Source organism: Streptomyces azureus (assembly GCF_001270025.1).
GTDB lineage: Bacteria > Actinomycetota > Actinomycetes > Streptomycetales > Streptomycetaceae > Streptomyces > Streptomyces azureus.
This window is the reverse complement of the sequence record NZ_DF968218.1, coordinates 61815-77272: the sequence shown is the minus strand read 5'-3', so window position 1 is coordinate 77272 and position 15458 is coordinate 61815. Positions and strand designations below refer to the sequence as shown.

The following is a 15458-nucleotide window of genomic DNA, read 5'->3' as shown; positions in this document are numbered from 1 at the left end:
GGCTTAGGTTAGCCTAACCTCAGATTGTGTCCAGAGGGGCCCTGGTGCCTGTGCCCGAGGAGGGGGCGTGGATGCCCGCCCGGGCAGTGATCCGAATCACGAGAGCGTACGCCGAGCTTCTCGGCAGCGAGTTCGCCCACGACGTGAGGCGACGCGCCGCCGCCGCTTGGCGGGGGCGACGTTCGCGGGAACCGGCGGCAGGGCCAACGCCCAAGAGACCGAGCCCTAGTTGCCCCGTCCACAGTCCGGCCGGCAGCTCGGTGACCGGTACCCGTACGACGAAGTCGCCGCCGGACTTCCCCCTTTGGGGAGGGCCGACGGCCACGCCGTCGTCGGCGACGGCCGCCGGCGCGGGGCCTCAGCTCACCAGCCCCAACTCCCGTGCGATCAGCATCCGCTGGACCTCGCTCGTGCCCTCGCCGATTTCGAGGATCTTGGAGTCGCGCCACATGCGGGCGACCGGGTACTCGTTCATGAAGCCGTAGCCGCCGTGGATCTGGGTGGCCTCGCGGGCGTTGTCCACGGCGATGGTGGAGGAGTAGAGCTTGGCCAGCGCCGCTTCCTTCTTGAACGGGTCGCCGGACACCAGACGGGCTGCCGCGTCGCGCCAGGCGAGGCGGGCCGTGTGCGCCTTCATCTCCATGTCGGCGATCTTGAACTGGATGGCCTGGTTGGCGGCGATCGGCTTGCCGAAGGCGTGGCGTTCCTTGGCGTACTTGACGGATTCGTCGACGCAGCCCTGTGCCAGGCCCGTCGCCAGGGCCGCGATGGCGATGCGGCCCTCGTCGAGGATGCGGAGGAACTGGGCGTAACCGCGGCCCTCCTCGCCCAGCAGGTTCGCCGCCGGGACCCGGACGTCCGAGAAGGACAACTCGCGGGTGTCCGAGGCGTTCCAGCCGACCTTCGAGTACGGGGCCGCGATGGTGAAGCCCGGCGTGCCGGAGGGGACGATGATCGAGGAGATGAGCGGCTTGCCGTCCGGCGTGCGGCCGGTGACCGCCGTGACCGTCACCAGGCCCGTGATGTCCGTGCCCGAGTTGGTGATGAAGCACTTCGTGCCGTTGATCACCCACTCGTTCGTCGACTCGTCCAGGCGGGCCGTCGTGCGGGTCGCGCCCGCGTCGCTGCCGCCGTCCGGCTCCGTCAGGCCGAACGCGCCCAGGAGTTCGCCGGAGCAGAGGCGGGGGAGCCACTCCCGCTTCTGGGCCTCCGTGCCGTAGCGGTAGACGGGCATCGCGCCCAGGGAGACTCCGGCTTCCAGCGTGATGGCCACCGAGGAGTCCACCCTCGCCAGTTCCTCCAGGGCCACGCCCAGGGCCAGGTAGTCGCCGCCCATGCCGCCGTACTCCTCGGGGAACGGCAGCCCGAACAGGCCCATGCGGCCCATCTCCCGGACGATCTCGTACGGGAACTCGTGCCGCTCGTAGAGGTCGCCGATCTTCGGCGCCACGACCTCGTGCGCGAACTCCTCGACCGTGCGGCGGAGTTCCTCCAACTCGGGGGAGAGACGGTAGTCCATGGTGATCACTGCTCCTCGGTGTCCTCGTGGGACAGGGCTCGGACGGTGCGGGACGGGCTGGGTCGGCCCAGGTGGGTGGCCATCCACGCGCTGGTGGCGACGAGGCGACCGAGGTCGATTCCGGTTTCGATGCCGAGGCCCCGCAGCATCCACACGAGGTCTTCGGTGGCCAGGTTGCCGGTCGCCGACTTGGCGTACGGGCAGCCGCCCAGGCCACCCGCGGAGGCGTCGACCGTCGTGACCCCCTGCTGGAGGGCCGCGAGCGTGTTGGCGAGGGCCTGGCCGTACGTGTCGTGGAAGTGGACGCCGAGGGCGGAGGGCGGGATTCCTGCTTCGTCGAGAGCCGCGAGGAGCGCGACCACATGGCCCGGGGTCGCCACGCCGATCGTGTCGCCCAGGCTCAGTTCGTCGCAGCCCATGTCCAGCAGGGCCCGGCACACCTTCACCACCTGGGGGACCGGGACCGCGCCCTCCCACGGGTCGCCGAAGCACATGGAGAGGTAGCCGCGGACGTGGACGTCCTCGGCCTTCGCCCGGCTCACCACCGGTTCGAACATCGCCAGTGCCTCCTCCACCGTGCGGTTGAGGTTGGCCTTGGCGAAGGACTCCGTGGCGCTGGCGAAGACCGCCACCCGCCGGGCGCCCAGGGCCAGGGCGCGGTCCAGTCCGCGTTCGTTCGGGACCAGCACCGGCAGCGCCACCGGAAGGTCGCCGACCAGGGGGTACAGCTGTTCCGCGTCCGCCAGTTGGGGGACCCACCTGGGGTGGACGAAGCTCGTCGCCTCGATCGTCGTCAGGCCCGCTTCGGCCAGGCGGCGGACGAACTCCGCCTTGATCTGCGTGGGGACCGTCGCCTTCTCGTTCTGCAAGCCGTCGCGCGCGCCCACCTCGTGGATGCGGACGCGGGTGGGGAGGCCCGCGGCCGGGACCACCATCGGGAGACCGTCGACTGTCATTCCTCCGCCTCCTCGTGGGGTGCGATGACCGCCAGCACCTGATCCATGGCGACCGTCGAGCCCGGGGTCACGTCCAGTTCGGTGACCTTGCCGGCGTGCGGGGCGGAGATGACGTGCTCCATCTTCATCGCCTCCACCACCAGCAGGCTCTGGCCCGCCGTCACCTCGTCGCCGACGGCGACCTTCACCACCGTCACCGTGCCCGGCATGGGCGCCGTCAGCGAGTCGGCGCCCGCGTGGGCCGCGCGGCTCAGGGACGCGGCCACCGGGTCGTGGTCGCGCACGTGCCAGGCGTCGCCGTCGCGACCGAGCCAGTCGGCGGCGCGGTGGAAGGTGTGGCGGACGCCGTCCAGCGTCACCGAGACCCGGTCGCCGGTGACCGTGCCGGTGCCGCGCGGGGTGTACTCCAGGGGGTCCTGGACCCTGAGGTGGAAGGCGGGCGGTTTCCGCTCCCCGCCCAGTCGCCAGCCGCTCGGGACCGAGAAGGGGTCCGTCCAGCCGCCGGGCTCGGGCGTCAGCGCGTCCAGGCGTACGGCCGCCGCCGCCTCGTACACCTCCTCCGGTACCCCCGTCGGGACCAGTCCCTCGACCTCCCGCTCGACCAGCCCGGTGTCCAGGTCGCCGGCGACCACCGCCGGGTGGGCGAGCAGCCGGCGCAGGAAGCCGGCGTTGGTCTGCACCCCGAGCGTGACCGTCTCCGCCAGGGCCGAACGGAGCTTGCGCAGCGCGGTCGCGCGGTCGGGGCCGTACGCGATCACCTTCGAGAGCATCGGGTCGTAGAGACTGCCGACCTCCGTGCCCTCCGTGAGGCCCGAGTCGGTGCGGATGCCGTCGCCCTGCGGTTCGCGGAGCCGCAGGACCGTGCCGCCGGAGGGGAGGAAGCCGCGCGCCGGGTCCTCGGCGCAGATGCGGGCCTCCACCGCGTGACCCGTCAGCCGCACGTCCTCCTGCGCGAAGGCCAGGGGCTCGCCGGCCGCCACCCGCAGCTGCCACTCGACCAGGTCCAGGCCGGTGATGAGCTCCGTGACCGGGTGTTCCACCTGGAGGCGGGTGTTCATCTCCATGAAGTAGTACGAGGACGGGTCGCTGCCCGGGACGATGAACTCGACTGTGCCGGCCCCCCGGTAGCCGCAGGACCGGGCCGCCTGGACCGCCGCCTCGCCCATCGCGGAGCGCGTCGGCTCGTCGAGGAGCACGCTCGGCGCCTCTTCGATGATCTTCTGGTGGCGGCGCTGGAGGGAGCACTCGCGCTCCCCGAGGTGGACGACGTTTCCGTGGCCGTCGGCCAGGACCTGGATCTCGATGTGGCGGGGGCGGTCGATCCAGCGCTCGACCAGGAGCGTGTCGTCGCCGAAGGAGGCGCGGGCCTCGCGGCGGGCCGCGGCGATCTCCTCCTCCAGCCGGGTCAGGTCCCGCACCAGGCGCATGCCCTTGCCGCCGCCGCCCGCGCTCGGCTTCAGCAGCACGGGCGCGCCCAGCTCGCGGGCCGCGTCGGCCAGTTCGGGGTCGCGTCCGCCGGGGACGACCGGCACTCCGGCCGCCCGGACCGTCTCCTTGGCGCGGATCTTGTCGCCCATGAGGGAGATCGCGTCCGCCGGAGGGCCGATGAAGACCAGGCCGGCCTCGGCGCAGGCGCGCGCGAAGGCGGCGTTCTCGGCGAGGAAGCCGTAGCCGGGGTGGACGGCCTGGGCGCCGGTGCGCGCCGCCGCCTGAAGCAGGCGCTCCACCGACAGATAGCTCATCGACGCCGGGGCCGGTCCGATCCGGACCGCCGTGTCCGCCTCGCGGACATGCCGGGCGTCGGCGTCCGCGTCGGAGAAGACGGCCACCGAGCGCACGCCCATGGACCGCAGCGTACGGATGACCCGTACGGCGATCTCGCCCCGGTTGGCCACAAGCACTGTCTCGAACATCGTCGTCCGTCCCCTCACATCCGGAAGACGCCGAACTGGGGGTCACCCAGGGGCGCGTTGGCGCACGCGGTCAGGGCCAGGCCCAGGACCTGCCGGGTGTCCAGCGGGTCGATCACACCGTCGTCCCAGAGGCGGGCCGTCGCGTAGTAGGCGTTCCCCTGGCGCTCGTACTGGGCGCGGACCGGGGCCTTGAAGGCCTCCTCGTCCTCGGCCGGCCAGGACTCGCCGCGCGCCTCCAGCTGGTCCCGCTTGACGGTCGCGAGGACCGAGGCGGCCTGCTCGCCGCCCATGACGGAGATCTTGGCGTTCGGCCACATCCACAGGAAGCGGGGGGAGTACGCCCGGCCGCACATCGAGTAGTTTCCCGCGCCGTACGAGCCGCCCACCACGACCGTCAGCTTCGGCACGCGTGTGCACGCCACGGCCGTGACCATCTTGGCGCCGTGCTTGGCGATGCCGCCCGCCTCGTAGTCCTTGCCGACCATGAACCCGGAGATGTTCTGGAGGAACACCAGCGGGATGCCGCGCTGGTCGCACAGCTCGATGAAGTGGGCGCCCTTCTGGGCGGACTCGGAGAACAGGATGCCGTTGTTGGCGACGATGCCCACCGGGTGGCCGTGGATCCGGGCGAAGCCCGTGACCAGGGTCTGGCCGAACTCGGACTTGAACTCGGCGAAACGGGAGCCGTCGACCACGCGCGCGATGACCTCCCGTACGTCGTACGGGGTGCGGGAGTCCACCGGGACCGCGCCGTACAGGCTGTGCGGGTCGACCTTCGGCTCGACCGCCTCCGTCACCTCCCAGGGGAGGGGGCCGCGAGCGGGGAGGGTGGAGACGATGGTGCGGACGATGCGGAGCGCGTGCGCGTCGTTCTCCGCGAGGTGGTCCGTGACGCCCGAGACGCGGGAGTGGACCTCGCCGCCGCCGAGCTCCTCCGCCGTGACGACCTCGCCCGTGGCCGCCTTCACCAGGGGCGGGCCGCCCAGGAAGATCGTGCCCTGGTTGCGGACGATCACCGCCTCGTCGCTCATCGCCGGGACGTACGCCCCGCCGGCCGTGCAGGAGCCGAGGACGGCGGCGATCTGGGGGATGCCGGCGCCGGACATGCGGGCCTGGTTGTAGAAGATCCGGCCGAAGTGGTCGCGGTCCGGGAAGACCTCGTCCTGCATGGGGAGGAAGGCGCCGCCGGAGTCCACGAGGTAGACGCAGGGGAGGCGGTTGTCGAGGGCGACCTCCTGGGCGCGGAGGTGCTTCTTGACCGTCATCGGGTAGTACGTGCCGCCCTTGACCGTGGCGTCGTTGGCGATGATCACGGTTTCGCGGCCGCTGACCCGGCCGATGCCGGCGATGACGCCGGCGGCCGGGGCCTGGCCCTCGTACATCCCGTCGGCCGCGAGCGGGGCCAGCTCCAGGAAGGGTGAGCCCGGGTCGAGGAGGGTGTCGACACGGTCGCGGGGGAGCAGCTTGCCGCGGGCGGTGTGGCGGGCGCGGGCCTTCTCGCCGCCGCCCTGGGCCGCCGTGGCCAGCTTGGTGCGCAGCTCCTCCACGAGGGTGCGATGCGCCTCCTCGTTGGCCCGAAAGGCCTCCGACGCGGGGTCTGCCGCGCTCGTGAGCTCCGGTGCCTCGTGCATCCTGCGGTCCCCTCACCTTGTTAATGAGCGTTAACGCATTTCCTTCAGGTTAACGACCGCTAACCTCCCTGTCTAGAATTGATTTCATGGCCACGAGAACCGACGCCCCCACCCGACGCGAGCAGATCCTCAAGGAGGCTGCCCGGCTGTTCGCCGAGCGGGGCTTCCACGGGGTCGGAGTCGACGAGATAGGTGCCGCTGTCGGGATCAGCGGGCCCGGGCTGTACCGGCACTTCGCGGGCAAGGACGCGATGCTCGCGGAGCTGCTGGTGGGGATCAGTGGGCAGTTGCTGACCGGGGCGAAGCGGCGGGTGGCGGAGGCGGACGGGGGTGCGGGGGCGGAGGCGGTCCTCGACTCGCTGATCGAGGGGCACATCGACTTCGCGCTCGACGACCGGCCTCTGATCACCCTGCACGATCGGGAGCTGGATCGCCTCCGGGACAGCGACCGGAAGATGGTGCGGCAGCTTCAGCGGCAGTACGTGGAGCTGTGGGTGGGTGTGGTGCGCGAGGTGTATCCCGGGTTGGGGGAGCCTGCGGCTCGGTCGGCTGTGCACTCGGTGTTCGGGCTGCTGAACTCGACGCCGCATCTGGGGAGGGCGGGGTCTTTGCCCGGGCGGGGGGCTACGGCGGAGCTGTTGCACCGGATGGCTCGGGGGGCGTTCGCGGCGGTGGGGCTTTAGCGGGGGTTTGCCCACCTACCCGCCCGTAGCTGTCGGCCAGGAGGCTGACGTCGCGCGGGGGCTCCGCCCCCGCACCCCCGGGGGTTTTTCCATCCGCCCACCCGAACCAGTCGGACCAGAGGTGCCCTCACCTCGGGGCTCCGCCCTGGGCCCCGGCGAGGGCGTCGCCCTCTGCGCCCCGGCCTTTGCCCGCCCGCCCGAAGCGGTTGGACGAGAGGCTGAACTTGTCCCGGGGCTCCGCCCCGAACTCCGGCGGGGGCTTCGCTCCCTGCGCCTCCCGGCGGGGGCTTCGCCCCCTATGCCCCCGACAGAGGCCCCGCACCCCCGGCGGCCCCGGAGCCGCTGCCCGACCGCTCGGAGAGTGGATCAGCGAGCGGCCGGGCGCCCGTCACGGCCGCGCTTCGTAGCAGGCGCGGCAGGGTTCCGCCGTGGACGGCCGGGTGGGTCTGGTGCCCCGGCAGGCAACGTTCGCCCCGTCGCGACGCCCTGCACGCCCTCTCGCCGCACCGGCCGAAAGACCAAGCACATCCAGTACGAGGGCTTCCGGCCGGCACTCCCCCGAGCTCTTCGAGCAGGGGGTATCCCCAGAGCACGCACCGGACGCCGCTCCTTGACGGGCAAACGTTGCCTGCCGGGGCACTAGGCCGGTGTCCTCACCCGAAGGGCGTAGAAGCGGGTCGTCTGGGTCGTGTTCTCGTTGTCGTCGCTGGCCAGGAGGACCTTCAGGGTGTTCTTCGTCCGGCCCGTGATCGTCATGGCCTCGATGTTGTCGAGGAGCGGGTTCGGCTGGGGTTGCTTGGCCGTCGCTCCGAGGGAGGGGCAGGTCACGAGGTCGGTGAGGAGGGTCTTCCTGATCAAGCGGGCCTCGGGGCGGGCCGGGAGGGTCTCGATGCCGCTCGTGTCCGTCGCCCGGCGCGGGTCGGCCAGGTAGAGGCGGACCGTGTTGCCCACGCCGGAGGTGAAGCCGCGCTCCAGGACGAGGAGGCGGCCGTCGGGGATCGCCTGGATCTCGGGGACGCCCAGACCCGGGTCCGCGCGGTAGGCGTACTGGGCGGCGAGGGTGAAGTGGCCGTGCGGTGTCCTGCGCCAGGTCTGGAAGCGGACGATCGTCGAGTCGTCGCCGGAGAGCGCGTACTCCATGGAGGCCAGCAGTGTGCGGCCGCCGGGGAGCAGGGTCAGGCCCTCGAAGGTGCCGTTGGGCTGGGCGCGGCCCGCGGGGCTCACGCGCAGCGCTTCCGGGACCGGGAGGCGGTCGAGGAGCCTGCCGGTGGGGGAGTAGCGGCGTATGGAGGGCTCGGTCTCGGAGGAGACGAGATACGTGCCGTCGCGGTCGACGGCCAGGCCCTCGGAGTCGAGCGCGGTGCCGTTCTCGTCGGTGAGCGGGACCACGGAGCGGGGCTTCAGCGTCGTCGCGTCCAGGCGGAAGAGCGACGAGCGGTCGGAGAGGGCGGCCAGGGAGCCGCCACCGTCCACGGCCAGCGCGGAGAAGTTGCCGACGTAGGTGTTCTCGTACGTCGTCTTGTCGAGCGCGTCGGAGTAGCCGTCGATGGAGACGGTCGGCGAGCAGGCGTTCCGGGTGTGCGCCTGGGCGGGGCCGACGGCGGTCAGGCACGTGGCCGCCGCCAGGCCCGCGGTGAGGAGGGCGAGGTGGGTTCTCAGGGGCATGGGCGTCACCGTAGGGCGGGCCGGTGACGCCGGGTAGGCCGCGCGGTGAAGGGTCAGGTCGCGGCGAGGCCTCCGCGGACGGATGGTCAGCTCGCGGCCAGGTCCTTGTGGATGACCTTGGCCACCGCCTGGATGGTCGCGATGCCGTAGTTCATGGTGCTGTTGCCGTGGGTGAGCACGGTGATCATGTAGTCGTGGCCGCCGCCCTTGAACGCGCCGACGCTGTGCACCCGCCAGCCGTTCGTGGCGCGTTGCAGCCAGCCGTTCTTCACGGCCACGGTGACGCCGGACGGCACTCCGTACGGCGTGCCCCACCGCTGGGACGAGACGACCTGGCCCATCAGCTTGAGGACGTAGGCGCGGGAGTTGTCGCTCAGGACCGTGTTCTTGGCGGTCAGGAGCTTCAGCAGTTTCTGCTCGTCGGTGACGGTGATCTGCGTCAGGCCCCAGTAACCGTTCGCGCCGGGCTTGGTCTGGGTCATGCCGGCGGCGGTGAGGAAGCCCTTGATCTTCGTCATGCCGAGCTGCTTCCACAAGGTGGAGGTCGCGGCGTTGTCCGACTTGGTGATCATGGCCTTGGCGAGGGTGTTCTCGCGGTCGGTGAGATACCGGTTCGTCTTCTTCGCGTCCCACAGCAGCGTGGCGAGGACGGTGACCTTGACGACGCTGGCCGAGTCGTAGGCGGTGCCCGCGCGCAGGGTGCAGGTCGTGTTCGTGCTGCGGTCGTGGAGGCCGACCGCGACGGTGCCCTTGCGGGTGGCGAGCGCGGCGCTGATGTCCTGTTTCAGCTTGGCGGCGAGGCCGGCCTCGGCGGACGTACAGGTCACGGCCGGAGTGGCGGCGGCAGCGGGCGTGGCGGCGGCGACGAGCGGCACGAGCACGCCCGTACCCGCGGCCGCCGCCAGCACTCTCGCGCGGCGGGATATCCCAGAAGTCATGCACCCCATGACTCATCGGGACGAGGTAAAGGTTGTGCGACTTGGCGATGGTTTGTGCGAGTCGTTACCGGGCGCTGTGCGGTTTCACAGGAACGAACCAGCTTCGTCACAGCGGCCACCCATCACGGCTGTCCACGATGCTGAGGTGACATCTGCCACCGAACCCCAGCTCCGCACCGCCGTGCCGCCCTCACCCCCGCCGGGGGAACGGGCCGCCCCGCGCTGGTCGCTCCCCGTGCTGCTCGCGATCCTCGCCCTGGCGGCGGTGCTCTACTCCTGGAACCTGTCCGGCTCCAGCCTGAACAGCTTCTACAGCGCCGCCGTGCTGAGCGGCACGCAGAGCTGGAAGGCCTGGTTCTTCGGCTCGTTGGACGCCGGGAACTTCCTCACCGTCGACAAGCCGCCGCTCGCGCTGATGGTCATGGGCCTGTCGTGCCGGGTCTTCGGTTACGGCACCTGGCAGATGATGGCGCCGATAATCGTGGCCGCGCTCGCCACGATCTGGATCCTGCACGCCTCCGTGAAGCGGGTGTTCGGGCACGCGGCGGCGGCCGTCGCGGCCCTCGTCCTGGCCCTCACCCCGATCACGGTCGCCATCAACCGGGACAACAACCCCGACACCCTGCTGGTGTTCCTGATGGTGTCCGGCGCGGCGCTCGCCCTGCGCGCGGTACGCAACGGGCGGCTGCTGCCGCTGCTCGGCTCGGCGGCCTGCTTCGGGCTCGCCTTCAACACCAAGATGCTCCAGGGCTACATCGCGCTGCCCGCCGTCTTTGCCGTGTACGTGTACGCGTCCCGGCTCGGCTGGCGCAAGAAGGCCGTGAACCTGGCCCTGGCCGCCGTGGCACTGGCCGTCTCCAGCTTCTGGTGGGCCGCGGCCGTGTCGCTGGTCCCGGCCTCCGAACGGCCGTACATCGGCGGTTCCACGGACGGCACCGCCTGGAACCTGATCACGGGTTACAACGGCCTCGGCCGGATCCTCGGCGGTGAGGGCAACGGCGGTGGCGGCGGTGGTGGCGGCTTCTCCGGTACCGCCGGTCTCGGCCGGATGTTCAACGACATCCTCGGCGGCCAGATCTCCTGGCTCATCCCCTTCGCGGGCATCGCGCTCGTCGGCGGGCTCGTCCTGTGCGGGCGCGCTCCGCGTACGGACCTCACCCGGGCCGCGCTCGTGCTGTGGGGCGGCTGGACCGCCCTGCACTACCTGACGTTCGCACTGGCCGAGGGCACGATGCACCCGTACTACACGACCGCGCTCGCCCCGGGCATCGCGGCGCTGTGCGGAGGCGGCGGTGTGCTGTTGCTGCGCGCCTTCCGTACGGACCGGCGGTGGGTGTGGGTGCTGCCCCTCGGGCTGGGTGTCACGGCTGTCTGGGCGGCGGTGCTGCTGCGGCGGGCCTCCGGCTGGAACACCTGGCTGTGGCCTTCGGTCCTGGTCGTCATGGCCCTCGCTCTCGTCGGCCTGTTCGTCTTCCGCTCCGGCGCCTCAGGGCTTCGGCTGCTGGCCGTGTCCGTGGCCGCGGCTGTGGTCGCGGCGGTGGCGGGACCGGCCGCGTACGCCTGGTCGGTGCCGTCCGGGTCGGGCGGCGGCATGGGCGGTACGAACCCGACGGCGGGACCGTCGACGGGCGGTGGATTCGGCGGGCCCGGTGGCGGTGGCGGCGGTGGCGGCCGGGACTTCCCGGGCGGTGGCTCGGTAGTGCCCGGTGGTGGGGCGATGCCGGGTGGTGGGGCTCAGGGGGGCAACGCCCAGGCGGGCGGTGGCTTCCCGGGTGGTGAGGCGCCCACCGGTGGCCGGCCCGGCGGCATGGGCGGAAGCGTCGGCAGTGAGCTCATCTCGTACCTGAAGAAGCACCAGGACGGCGCCAGGTGGCTGCTGGCCGTGTCCAGTTCGCAGAGTGCCGCCCAGCTCATCGTGAGCAGCGGGGAGCCCGTCATCTCCATGTGGGGCTGGTCCGGCAGCGACAGGGCGATGACGCTCGCCAAGCTCAAGGAGCTGGTGAAGAAGGGCGAACTGCACTACGTCCAACTCGGCGGAGGCATGGGCGGCGGCCCCGGCGGTGACTCTTCCCTCGGCTCCGAGGTCACCGCGTGGGTGCAGAAACACGGCACGGCCGTGAAGGACGCCGACTCCAACTCCAGTCCCAACTCCTCGTCTCAGTCGAGCCAGTCGACGATCTACCGTCTCGACCCGTCCGACGTCAGCTGATCCCCGCGACACCGGTGAACGGCCCCCGACCCCTGAGCTTGGTCGGGGGCCGTTCCACTGGCCCCTGCCGAAACTCTTGACGCCGCCTTTCCCATCGGAATACTTGCGTCGACAGCGCGCCAACTGCCGCGTCAGCGAAGGGATTTCGTTGCCTCCGATCTGATGCCGACAGCGGCTTCGCATGTCTGAGATCCCGAACGCCGTACGAAGTTTCGCAAGCAGCTTTGTCACGGCCACCCCCCACAGGAGGATCCTCAATGAGCCCACGCAAGGCGCCCCGCACGGCACTCATAGCCGCGCTGACCGCCGCCCTACTGGCCGCCCCGGTTGTCGCCCAGGCCGCCACCCCTCAGACCACCCCGACTTCCCGGACCGCACCCACGCCGGCCCGCGAACGCGCCGCCGCGGCCACCATCACCTGGTCCCTCGTGCGGGCGAGCAACCCCACCGAGGACCAGCGCACCGCCTACGACGCCATCACCCGGGCCATGAACGCGGCGGTGGCCCGCTACAACAACCTCAGCGACCTGGGCAAGACCATCACCGTCCGCTACGAGCCGGGCGTCCCCACCGCCGACGGCAACATCAACGGGACCATCCGCTTCGGCAGCAACCGCAGCTACATGACCGAGCGGACGGCCCTGCACGAGATCGCCCACACCGTCGGCGTGGGCACCAGCTCGGGCTGGTCCCGCCTCGGCGGCAGCGGCACCTGGACCGGCGGACAGGCGACCGCGCTGGTCAAGCAGTACGACGGTTCCGGCGCGAAGATCTCCACCGGCGGCGGCCACTTCTGGCCCTACGGCCTGAACTACGAGAACGAGATGTCGAACACGGCGGCCGACCGCCACGTCCGCATCGTCGCCGCGATGGTCCGCGACGGCATGTAGGAAACCGCCCCCGCAGCGGTTGGCCGGCGCTCAGTCCAAGTGCGTCGGCGCGAACATCCGCAGCGCGGCCGGGAGCAGGACCACTGAGGGCCCCGGCGAAGCGAGTTGCCTCGCGAGGTCCTGCTCCAGGGTCCCCGGGGTCGTACGGACCCCGGGGACGCCGAAGGACTCCGCCAGCGCCACGTAGTCCGGCCGGGTCAGCTCCGTCGCGGTCGCCTCGCCGAACGCGTCGGTCATGTAATCGCGCAGGATGCCGTAGCCGCCGTCGTCGACGATCAGCCAGGTGACGTCCAGCCCGAACTGGCGGGCCGTCGCCAGCTCGGCGATCGAGTACAGGGCGCCGCCGTCGCCGGAGACGGCGAGGACCGGCCGGGTGGGGTCGGCCACCGCCGCGCCGAGTGCCGCCGGGAAGGCGTAGCCGAGGCCGCCCGCGCCCTGTGCGGAGTGCATGTGGTTGGGGCCCTTGGCGTCGAAGGCCGACCAGGCCCAGTACGCGAGGATCGTCATGTCCCAGAAGGACGGGGAGTCGGCGGGGAGCGCCTTCCGCACCGACGCCAACACTTCCTGCTCCAGGGTGAGTTCCTGGGCGGCGATGCGCTCGGCAACCTTCGCGAGCAGTGCCCGGACGCGCTCCGGCGCCGTCGGGTCCTCCCGCTCGGAGACCGTCTCCAGCAGGGCCTGCAATGCGAGGCGGGCGTCCGCGTGGATGCCCAGTGCCGGGTGGTTGGACTCCAGCTTGCCGAGGTCGGCCTCGATCTGGATGACCCGGCCGCGCGGCTTGAACGTGTGGTAGTTCGAGGAGAGTTCGCCGAGTCCGGAGCCGATGACGAGGAGTACGTCCGCGTCCTCCAGGAAGCCCGTCGTGTGGCGGTCCTCGATCCAGGACTGGAGCGACAGCGGATGCGTCCAGGGGAACGCGCCCTTGCCGCCCGGCGTCGTGACGACCGGTGCCTGAAGCGTCTCGGCGAGCTGACGCAGCTTCTTGGACGCGTCCGCCCGGACCACACCGCCGCCCGCGATGATCGCCGGACGGGCCGCCGTCGACAGCAGGTCGGCGGCCACGGCGGTCAGTTCGGGACGCGGCGGCAGCTCATCAGGGAAGGCGTCGCCGCCCGTCACCACCGGGATCGCCGTCTCGGCGAGCAGCACGTCCTGTGGGATCTCCACCCACACGGGCCCGTGCGGGGCACTCAGTGCCGACTTCCAGGCCGCCTCGATGGCGGACGGGATCTGTGACTGGGTACGGACGGTGTGGACCGACTTCACCACCCCTCGGAACGAGGCCGCCTGGTCGGGCAGTTCGTGGAGATAGCCGTGGCGGCCGCCGCCGAGGCCCGCCGTCGGGACCTGGCTGCTGATCGCCAGGACGGGGGCGCTGGCCGCGGCCGCCTCCTGGAGCGCCGCCAGCGAGGTCAGCGCTCCCGGCCCCGTCGACAGCAGCAGCGGCGCCGCCTCACCCGTGATCCGGCCGTACGCGTCCGCCGCGAACCCGGCGTTGTTCTCCACCCGCAGGCCGACGTACCTGAGGTCCGAGCGGCGCAGCGCGTCGAACATGCCGAGCGCGTGCTGGCCGGGCAGGCCGAAGACGGTCGTCGCCCCGAGCCCGGCCAGCGTCTCCACGACCAGGTCCCCGCCGTTGCGGCCGGGTGGAGGGTTCAGCGCGGCCTCCGTCTGGGCCGGCGTCGGGCGGAGCACCAGGTCGTGGTCGTGAGTCACTGCGCGCGGGCCTCTGCAATCTGGCGGGACATGATCGTGGTCAGTTCGTACGCCGTGTGGGACGCGGCCACCGACGTGATCTCCGCGTGATCGTACGCGGGGGCCACCTCGACGACGTCCGCCGAGACCAGGTTGCAGGACGCCAGCCCGCGCAGGATCTCCAGCAGCTCGCGCGAGGTCATGCCGCCGGCCTCGGGCGTGCCCGTGCCGGGCGCGTGGGCCGGGTCGAGGCAGTCGATGTCGATGGAGATGTACAGCGGACGGTCGCCGATGCGCTGGCGGAGCTGGTCGGCGACCTCGTCGGCGCCGCGCCGGTAGACGTCCGCCGAGGTGACGATGCCGAAGCCCATCTTCTCGTCGTCGGTCAGGTCCTGCTTGCCGTAGAGCGGGCCGCGGATGCCCACGTGGGACAGTGCCGAGGTGTCGAGGATGCCCTCCTCCACCGCGCGCCGGAACGGGGTGCCGTGCGTGTACTCGGCGCCGAAGTAGGTGTCCCAGGTGTCGAGGTGGGCGTCGAAGTGCAGCAGGGCCACCGGGCCGTGCTTCTTCGCCACCGAGCGCAGCAGGGGCAGCGCGATGGTGTGGTCGCCGCCGAGGGTCATCAGGCGGGCGCCCGTCCCGAGCAGGTCGTCCGCGGCGGCCTCGACGGTCTCGACGGCCTCGTTGATGTTGAACGGGTTCACGGCGATGTCGCCGCCGTCCGCGACCTGGGCGAGGGCGAACGGGGAGGCGTCCTGCGCCGGGTTGTACGGGCGCAGCAGCCGGGACGCCTCGCGGATCGCGTTGCCGCCGAAGCGGGCGCCCGGCCGGTACGAGACACCCGAGTCGAACGGCACGCCCACCACGGCGACATCGGCCCGTCCGCCGACCTCGTCGAGCCGGGGGAGCCGGGCGAAGGTCGCGGGACCGGCGTACCGCGGGACGCGGGAGGAGTCGACGGGCCCGCGGGGAGTCTCGTTTCTGCTCATGAGGAAATGCCTTCTCTCCTACGCTTCATCGCGTATGTGCTGCTATGCACTGCTATGTACTGCTTGCTCTACGACTCTATTGGTGAGCCGTGACCCGTTCGGACGCGAGTTCGGGGGGCCGTCCGGCGAGCCGCTCGCGCCAGGCGGCGAGGACGGCGGCGTCGGTGGCGGGGGTGGCCAGGGAGACGGCCAGATAGCCGGCGAGCGAGGCGAGCAGGCCGTAGTGGACCGGCTCGTTGGCGAGGATGCCGTGGGTCGCCATCAGCACGATGTAGTCGACGGCCATGGGGCCTCCTTCGCGCACGCACGGGGCGCGGGGCTCGGGGCTCGGTTGTGGGGACGAGGTTCACGAGGTGGACGAGGACTGACC

Annotated in this window: 11 protein-coding genes and 1 pseudogene; 3 read left to right on the top strand and 9 right to left on the bottom strand. The window is 71.6% G+C overall.

What is annotated here, in order from left to right; translation table 11 throughout:
- Positions 1-358 precede the first annotated feature (358 nt).
- From AOQ53_RS06705 to AOQ53_RS06690, 4 genes are read right to left on the bottom strand one after another with little or no spacing between them, the layout of a single operon-like run.
- Positions 359-1519, bottom strand: a complete 1161-nt coding sequence (locus tag AOQ53_RS06705) for an acyl-CoA dehydrogenase family protein (RefSeq protein WP_059415833.1) — start codon at positions 1517-1519, stop codon at positions 359-361.
- Positions 1520-1524: 5 nt separating this feature from the next.
- A complete protein-coding gene (locus tag AOQ53_RS06700; RefSeq protein WP_059415830.1) occupies positions 1525-2475 on the bottom strand; it encodes a hydroxymethylglutaryl-CoA lyase in 951 nt (316 codons plus the stop codon).
- Positions 2472-4388, bottom strand: coding sequence for an ATP-binding protein (locus AOQ53_RS06695; RefSeq protein ID WP_059415828.1), 1917 nt, complete (start codon positions 4386-4388; stop codon positions 2472-2474). Before AOQ53_RS06695 ends, AOQ53_RS06700 begins: the two co-directional genes overlap by 4 nt.
- A 14-nt stretch (positions 4389-4402) precedes the next feature.
- The gene (locus AOQ53_RS06690; protein ID WP_059415826.1) at positions 4403-6019 is read right to left on the bottom strand and encodes a carboxyl transferase domain-containing protein; all 1617 of its coding nucleotides are present in this window, start codon (positions 6017-6019) and stop codon (positions 4403-4405) included.
- Positions 6020-6105: 86 nt separating this feature from the next.
- On the opposite strand from AOQ53_RS06690, the gene AOQ53_RS06685 reads away from it, so the two are divergent.
- Positions 6106-6702 carry an SACE_7040 family transcriptional regulator gene (locus AOQ53_RS06685; RefSeq protein ID WP_059415825.1) on the top strand — a complete coding sequence of 199 codons (597 nt, stop codon included), beginning with the start codon at positions 6106-6108 and terminating at the stop codon, positions 6700-6702.
- Positions 6703-7341: 639 nt separating this feature from the next.
- Here AOQ53_RS06685 and AOQ53_RS06680 read toward each other — a convergent pair.
- Complete coding sequence (locus tag AOQ53_RS06680) at positions 7342-8367, bottom strand: esterase-like activity of phytase family protein (RefSeq protein ID WP_059415824.1); 1026 nt, start codon at positions 8365-8367, stop codon at positions 7342-7344.
- An 86-nt stretch (positions 8368-8453) separates the two neighbouring features.
- The gene (locus tag AOQ53_RS06675) at positions 8454-9305 is read right to left on the bottom strand and encodes a serine hydrolase (protein WP_059415823.1); all 852 of its coding nucleotides are present in this window, start codon (positions 9303-9305) and stop codon (positions 8454-8456) included.
- A gap of 145 nt (positions 9306-9450) precedes the next feature.
- Here AOQ53_RS06675 and AOQ53_RS06670 point away from each other — a divergent pair, with 145 nt between their 5' ends.
- Both AOQ53_RS06670 and AOQ53_RS06665 read left to right on the top strand, forming a co-directional pair.
- Positions 9451-11514: a mannosyltransferase YkcB-related protein gene (locus tag AOQ53_RS06670; RefSeq protein WP_059415821.1), complete on the top strand. Its 2064-nt coding sequence runs from the start codon at positions 9451-9453 to the stop codon at positions 11512-11514.
- 257 nt (positions 11515-11771) lie between these two features.
- Positions 11772-12404, top strand: a complete 633-nt coding sequence (locus AOQ53_RS06665; RefSeq protein WP_059415819.1) for a hypothetical protein — start codon at positions 11772-11774, stop codon at positions 12402-12404.
- 30 nt (positions 12405-12434) lie between these two features.
- On the opposite strand, the gene AOQ53_RS06660 is transcribed toward AOQ53_RS06665, so the two are convergent.
- The 3 genes and pseudogenes from AOQ53_RS06660 to AOQ53_RS06650 form a co-directional block, all read right to left on the bottom strand.
- Positions 12435-14120 carry a thiamine pyrophosphate-binding protein gene (locus tag AOQ53_RS06660; protein WP_059415817.1) on the bottom strand — a complete coding sequence of 562 codons (1686 nt, stop codon included), beginning with the start codon at positions 14118-14120 and terminating at the stop codon, positions 12435-12437.
- Entirely contained in the window at positions 14117-15088 is a 972-nt protein-coding gene (gene speB / locus AOQ53_RS06655) for an agmatinase (protein WP_059415816.1), read from the bottom strand. Before speB ends, AOQ53_RS06660 begins: the two co-directional genes overlap by 4 nt.
- A 76-nt stretch (positions 15089-15164) precedes the next feature.
- Positions 15165-15380 (bottom strand): annotated as a pseudogene (locus AOQ53_RS06650) (sodium:solute symporter); the annotation flags it as partial.
- Positions 15381-15458 lie beyond the last annotated feature (78 nt).

Excerpts from the sequence above, each read along its gene's own strand:
- AOQ53_RS06705 (WP_059415833.1), bottom strand. The coding sequence starts at position 1,519 with ATGGACTACCGTCTCTCCCCCGAGTTGGAGGAACTCCGCCGCACGGTC.
- AOQ53_RS06700 (WP_059415830.1), bottom strand. The coding sequence starts at position 2,475 with ATGACAGTCGACGGTCTCCCGATGGTGGTCCCGGCCGCGGGCCTCCCC.
- AOQ53_RS06695 (WP_059415828.1), bottom strand. The coding sequence starts at position 4,388 with ATGTTCGAGACAGTGCTTGTGGCCAACCGGGGCGAGATCGCCGTACGG.
- AOQ53_RS06690 (WP_059415826.1), bottom strand. The coding sequence starts at position 6,019 with ATGCACGAGGCACCGGAGCTCACGAGCGCGGCAGACCCCGCGTCGGAG.
- AOQ53_RS06685 (WP_059415825.1), top strand. The coding sequence starts at position 6,106 with ATGGCCACGAGAACCGACGCCCCCACCCGACGCGAGCAGATCCTCAAG.
- AOQ53_RS06680 (WP_059415824.1), bottom strand. The coding sequence starts at position 8,367 with ATGCCCCTGAGAACCCACCTCGCCCTCCTCACCGCGGGCCTGGCGGCG.
- AOQ53_RS06675 (WP_059415823.1), bottom strand. The coding sequence starts at position 9,305 with ATGACTTCTGGGATATCCCGCCGCGCGAGAGTGCTGGCGGCGGCCGCG.
- AOQ53_RS06665 (WP_059415819.1), top strand. The coding sequence starts at position 11,772 with ATGAGCCCACGCAAGGCGCCCCGCACGGCACTCATAGCCGCGCTGACC.
- speB (WP_059415816.1), bottom strand. The coding sequence starts at position 15,088 with ATGAGCAGAAACGAGACTCCCCGCGGGCCCGTCGACTCCTCCCGCGTC.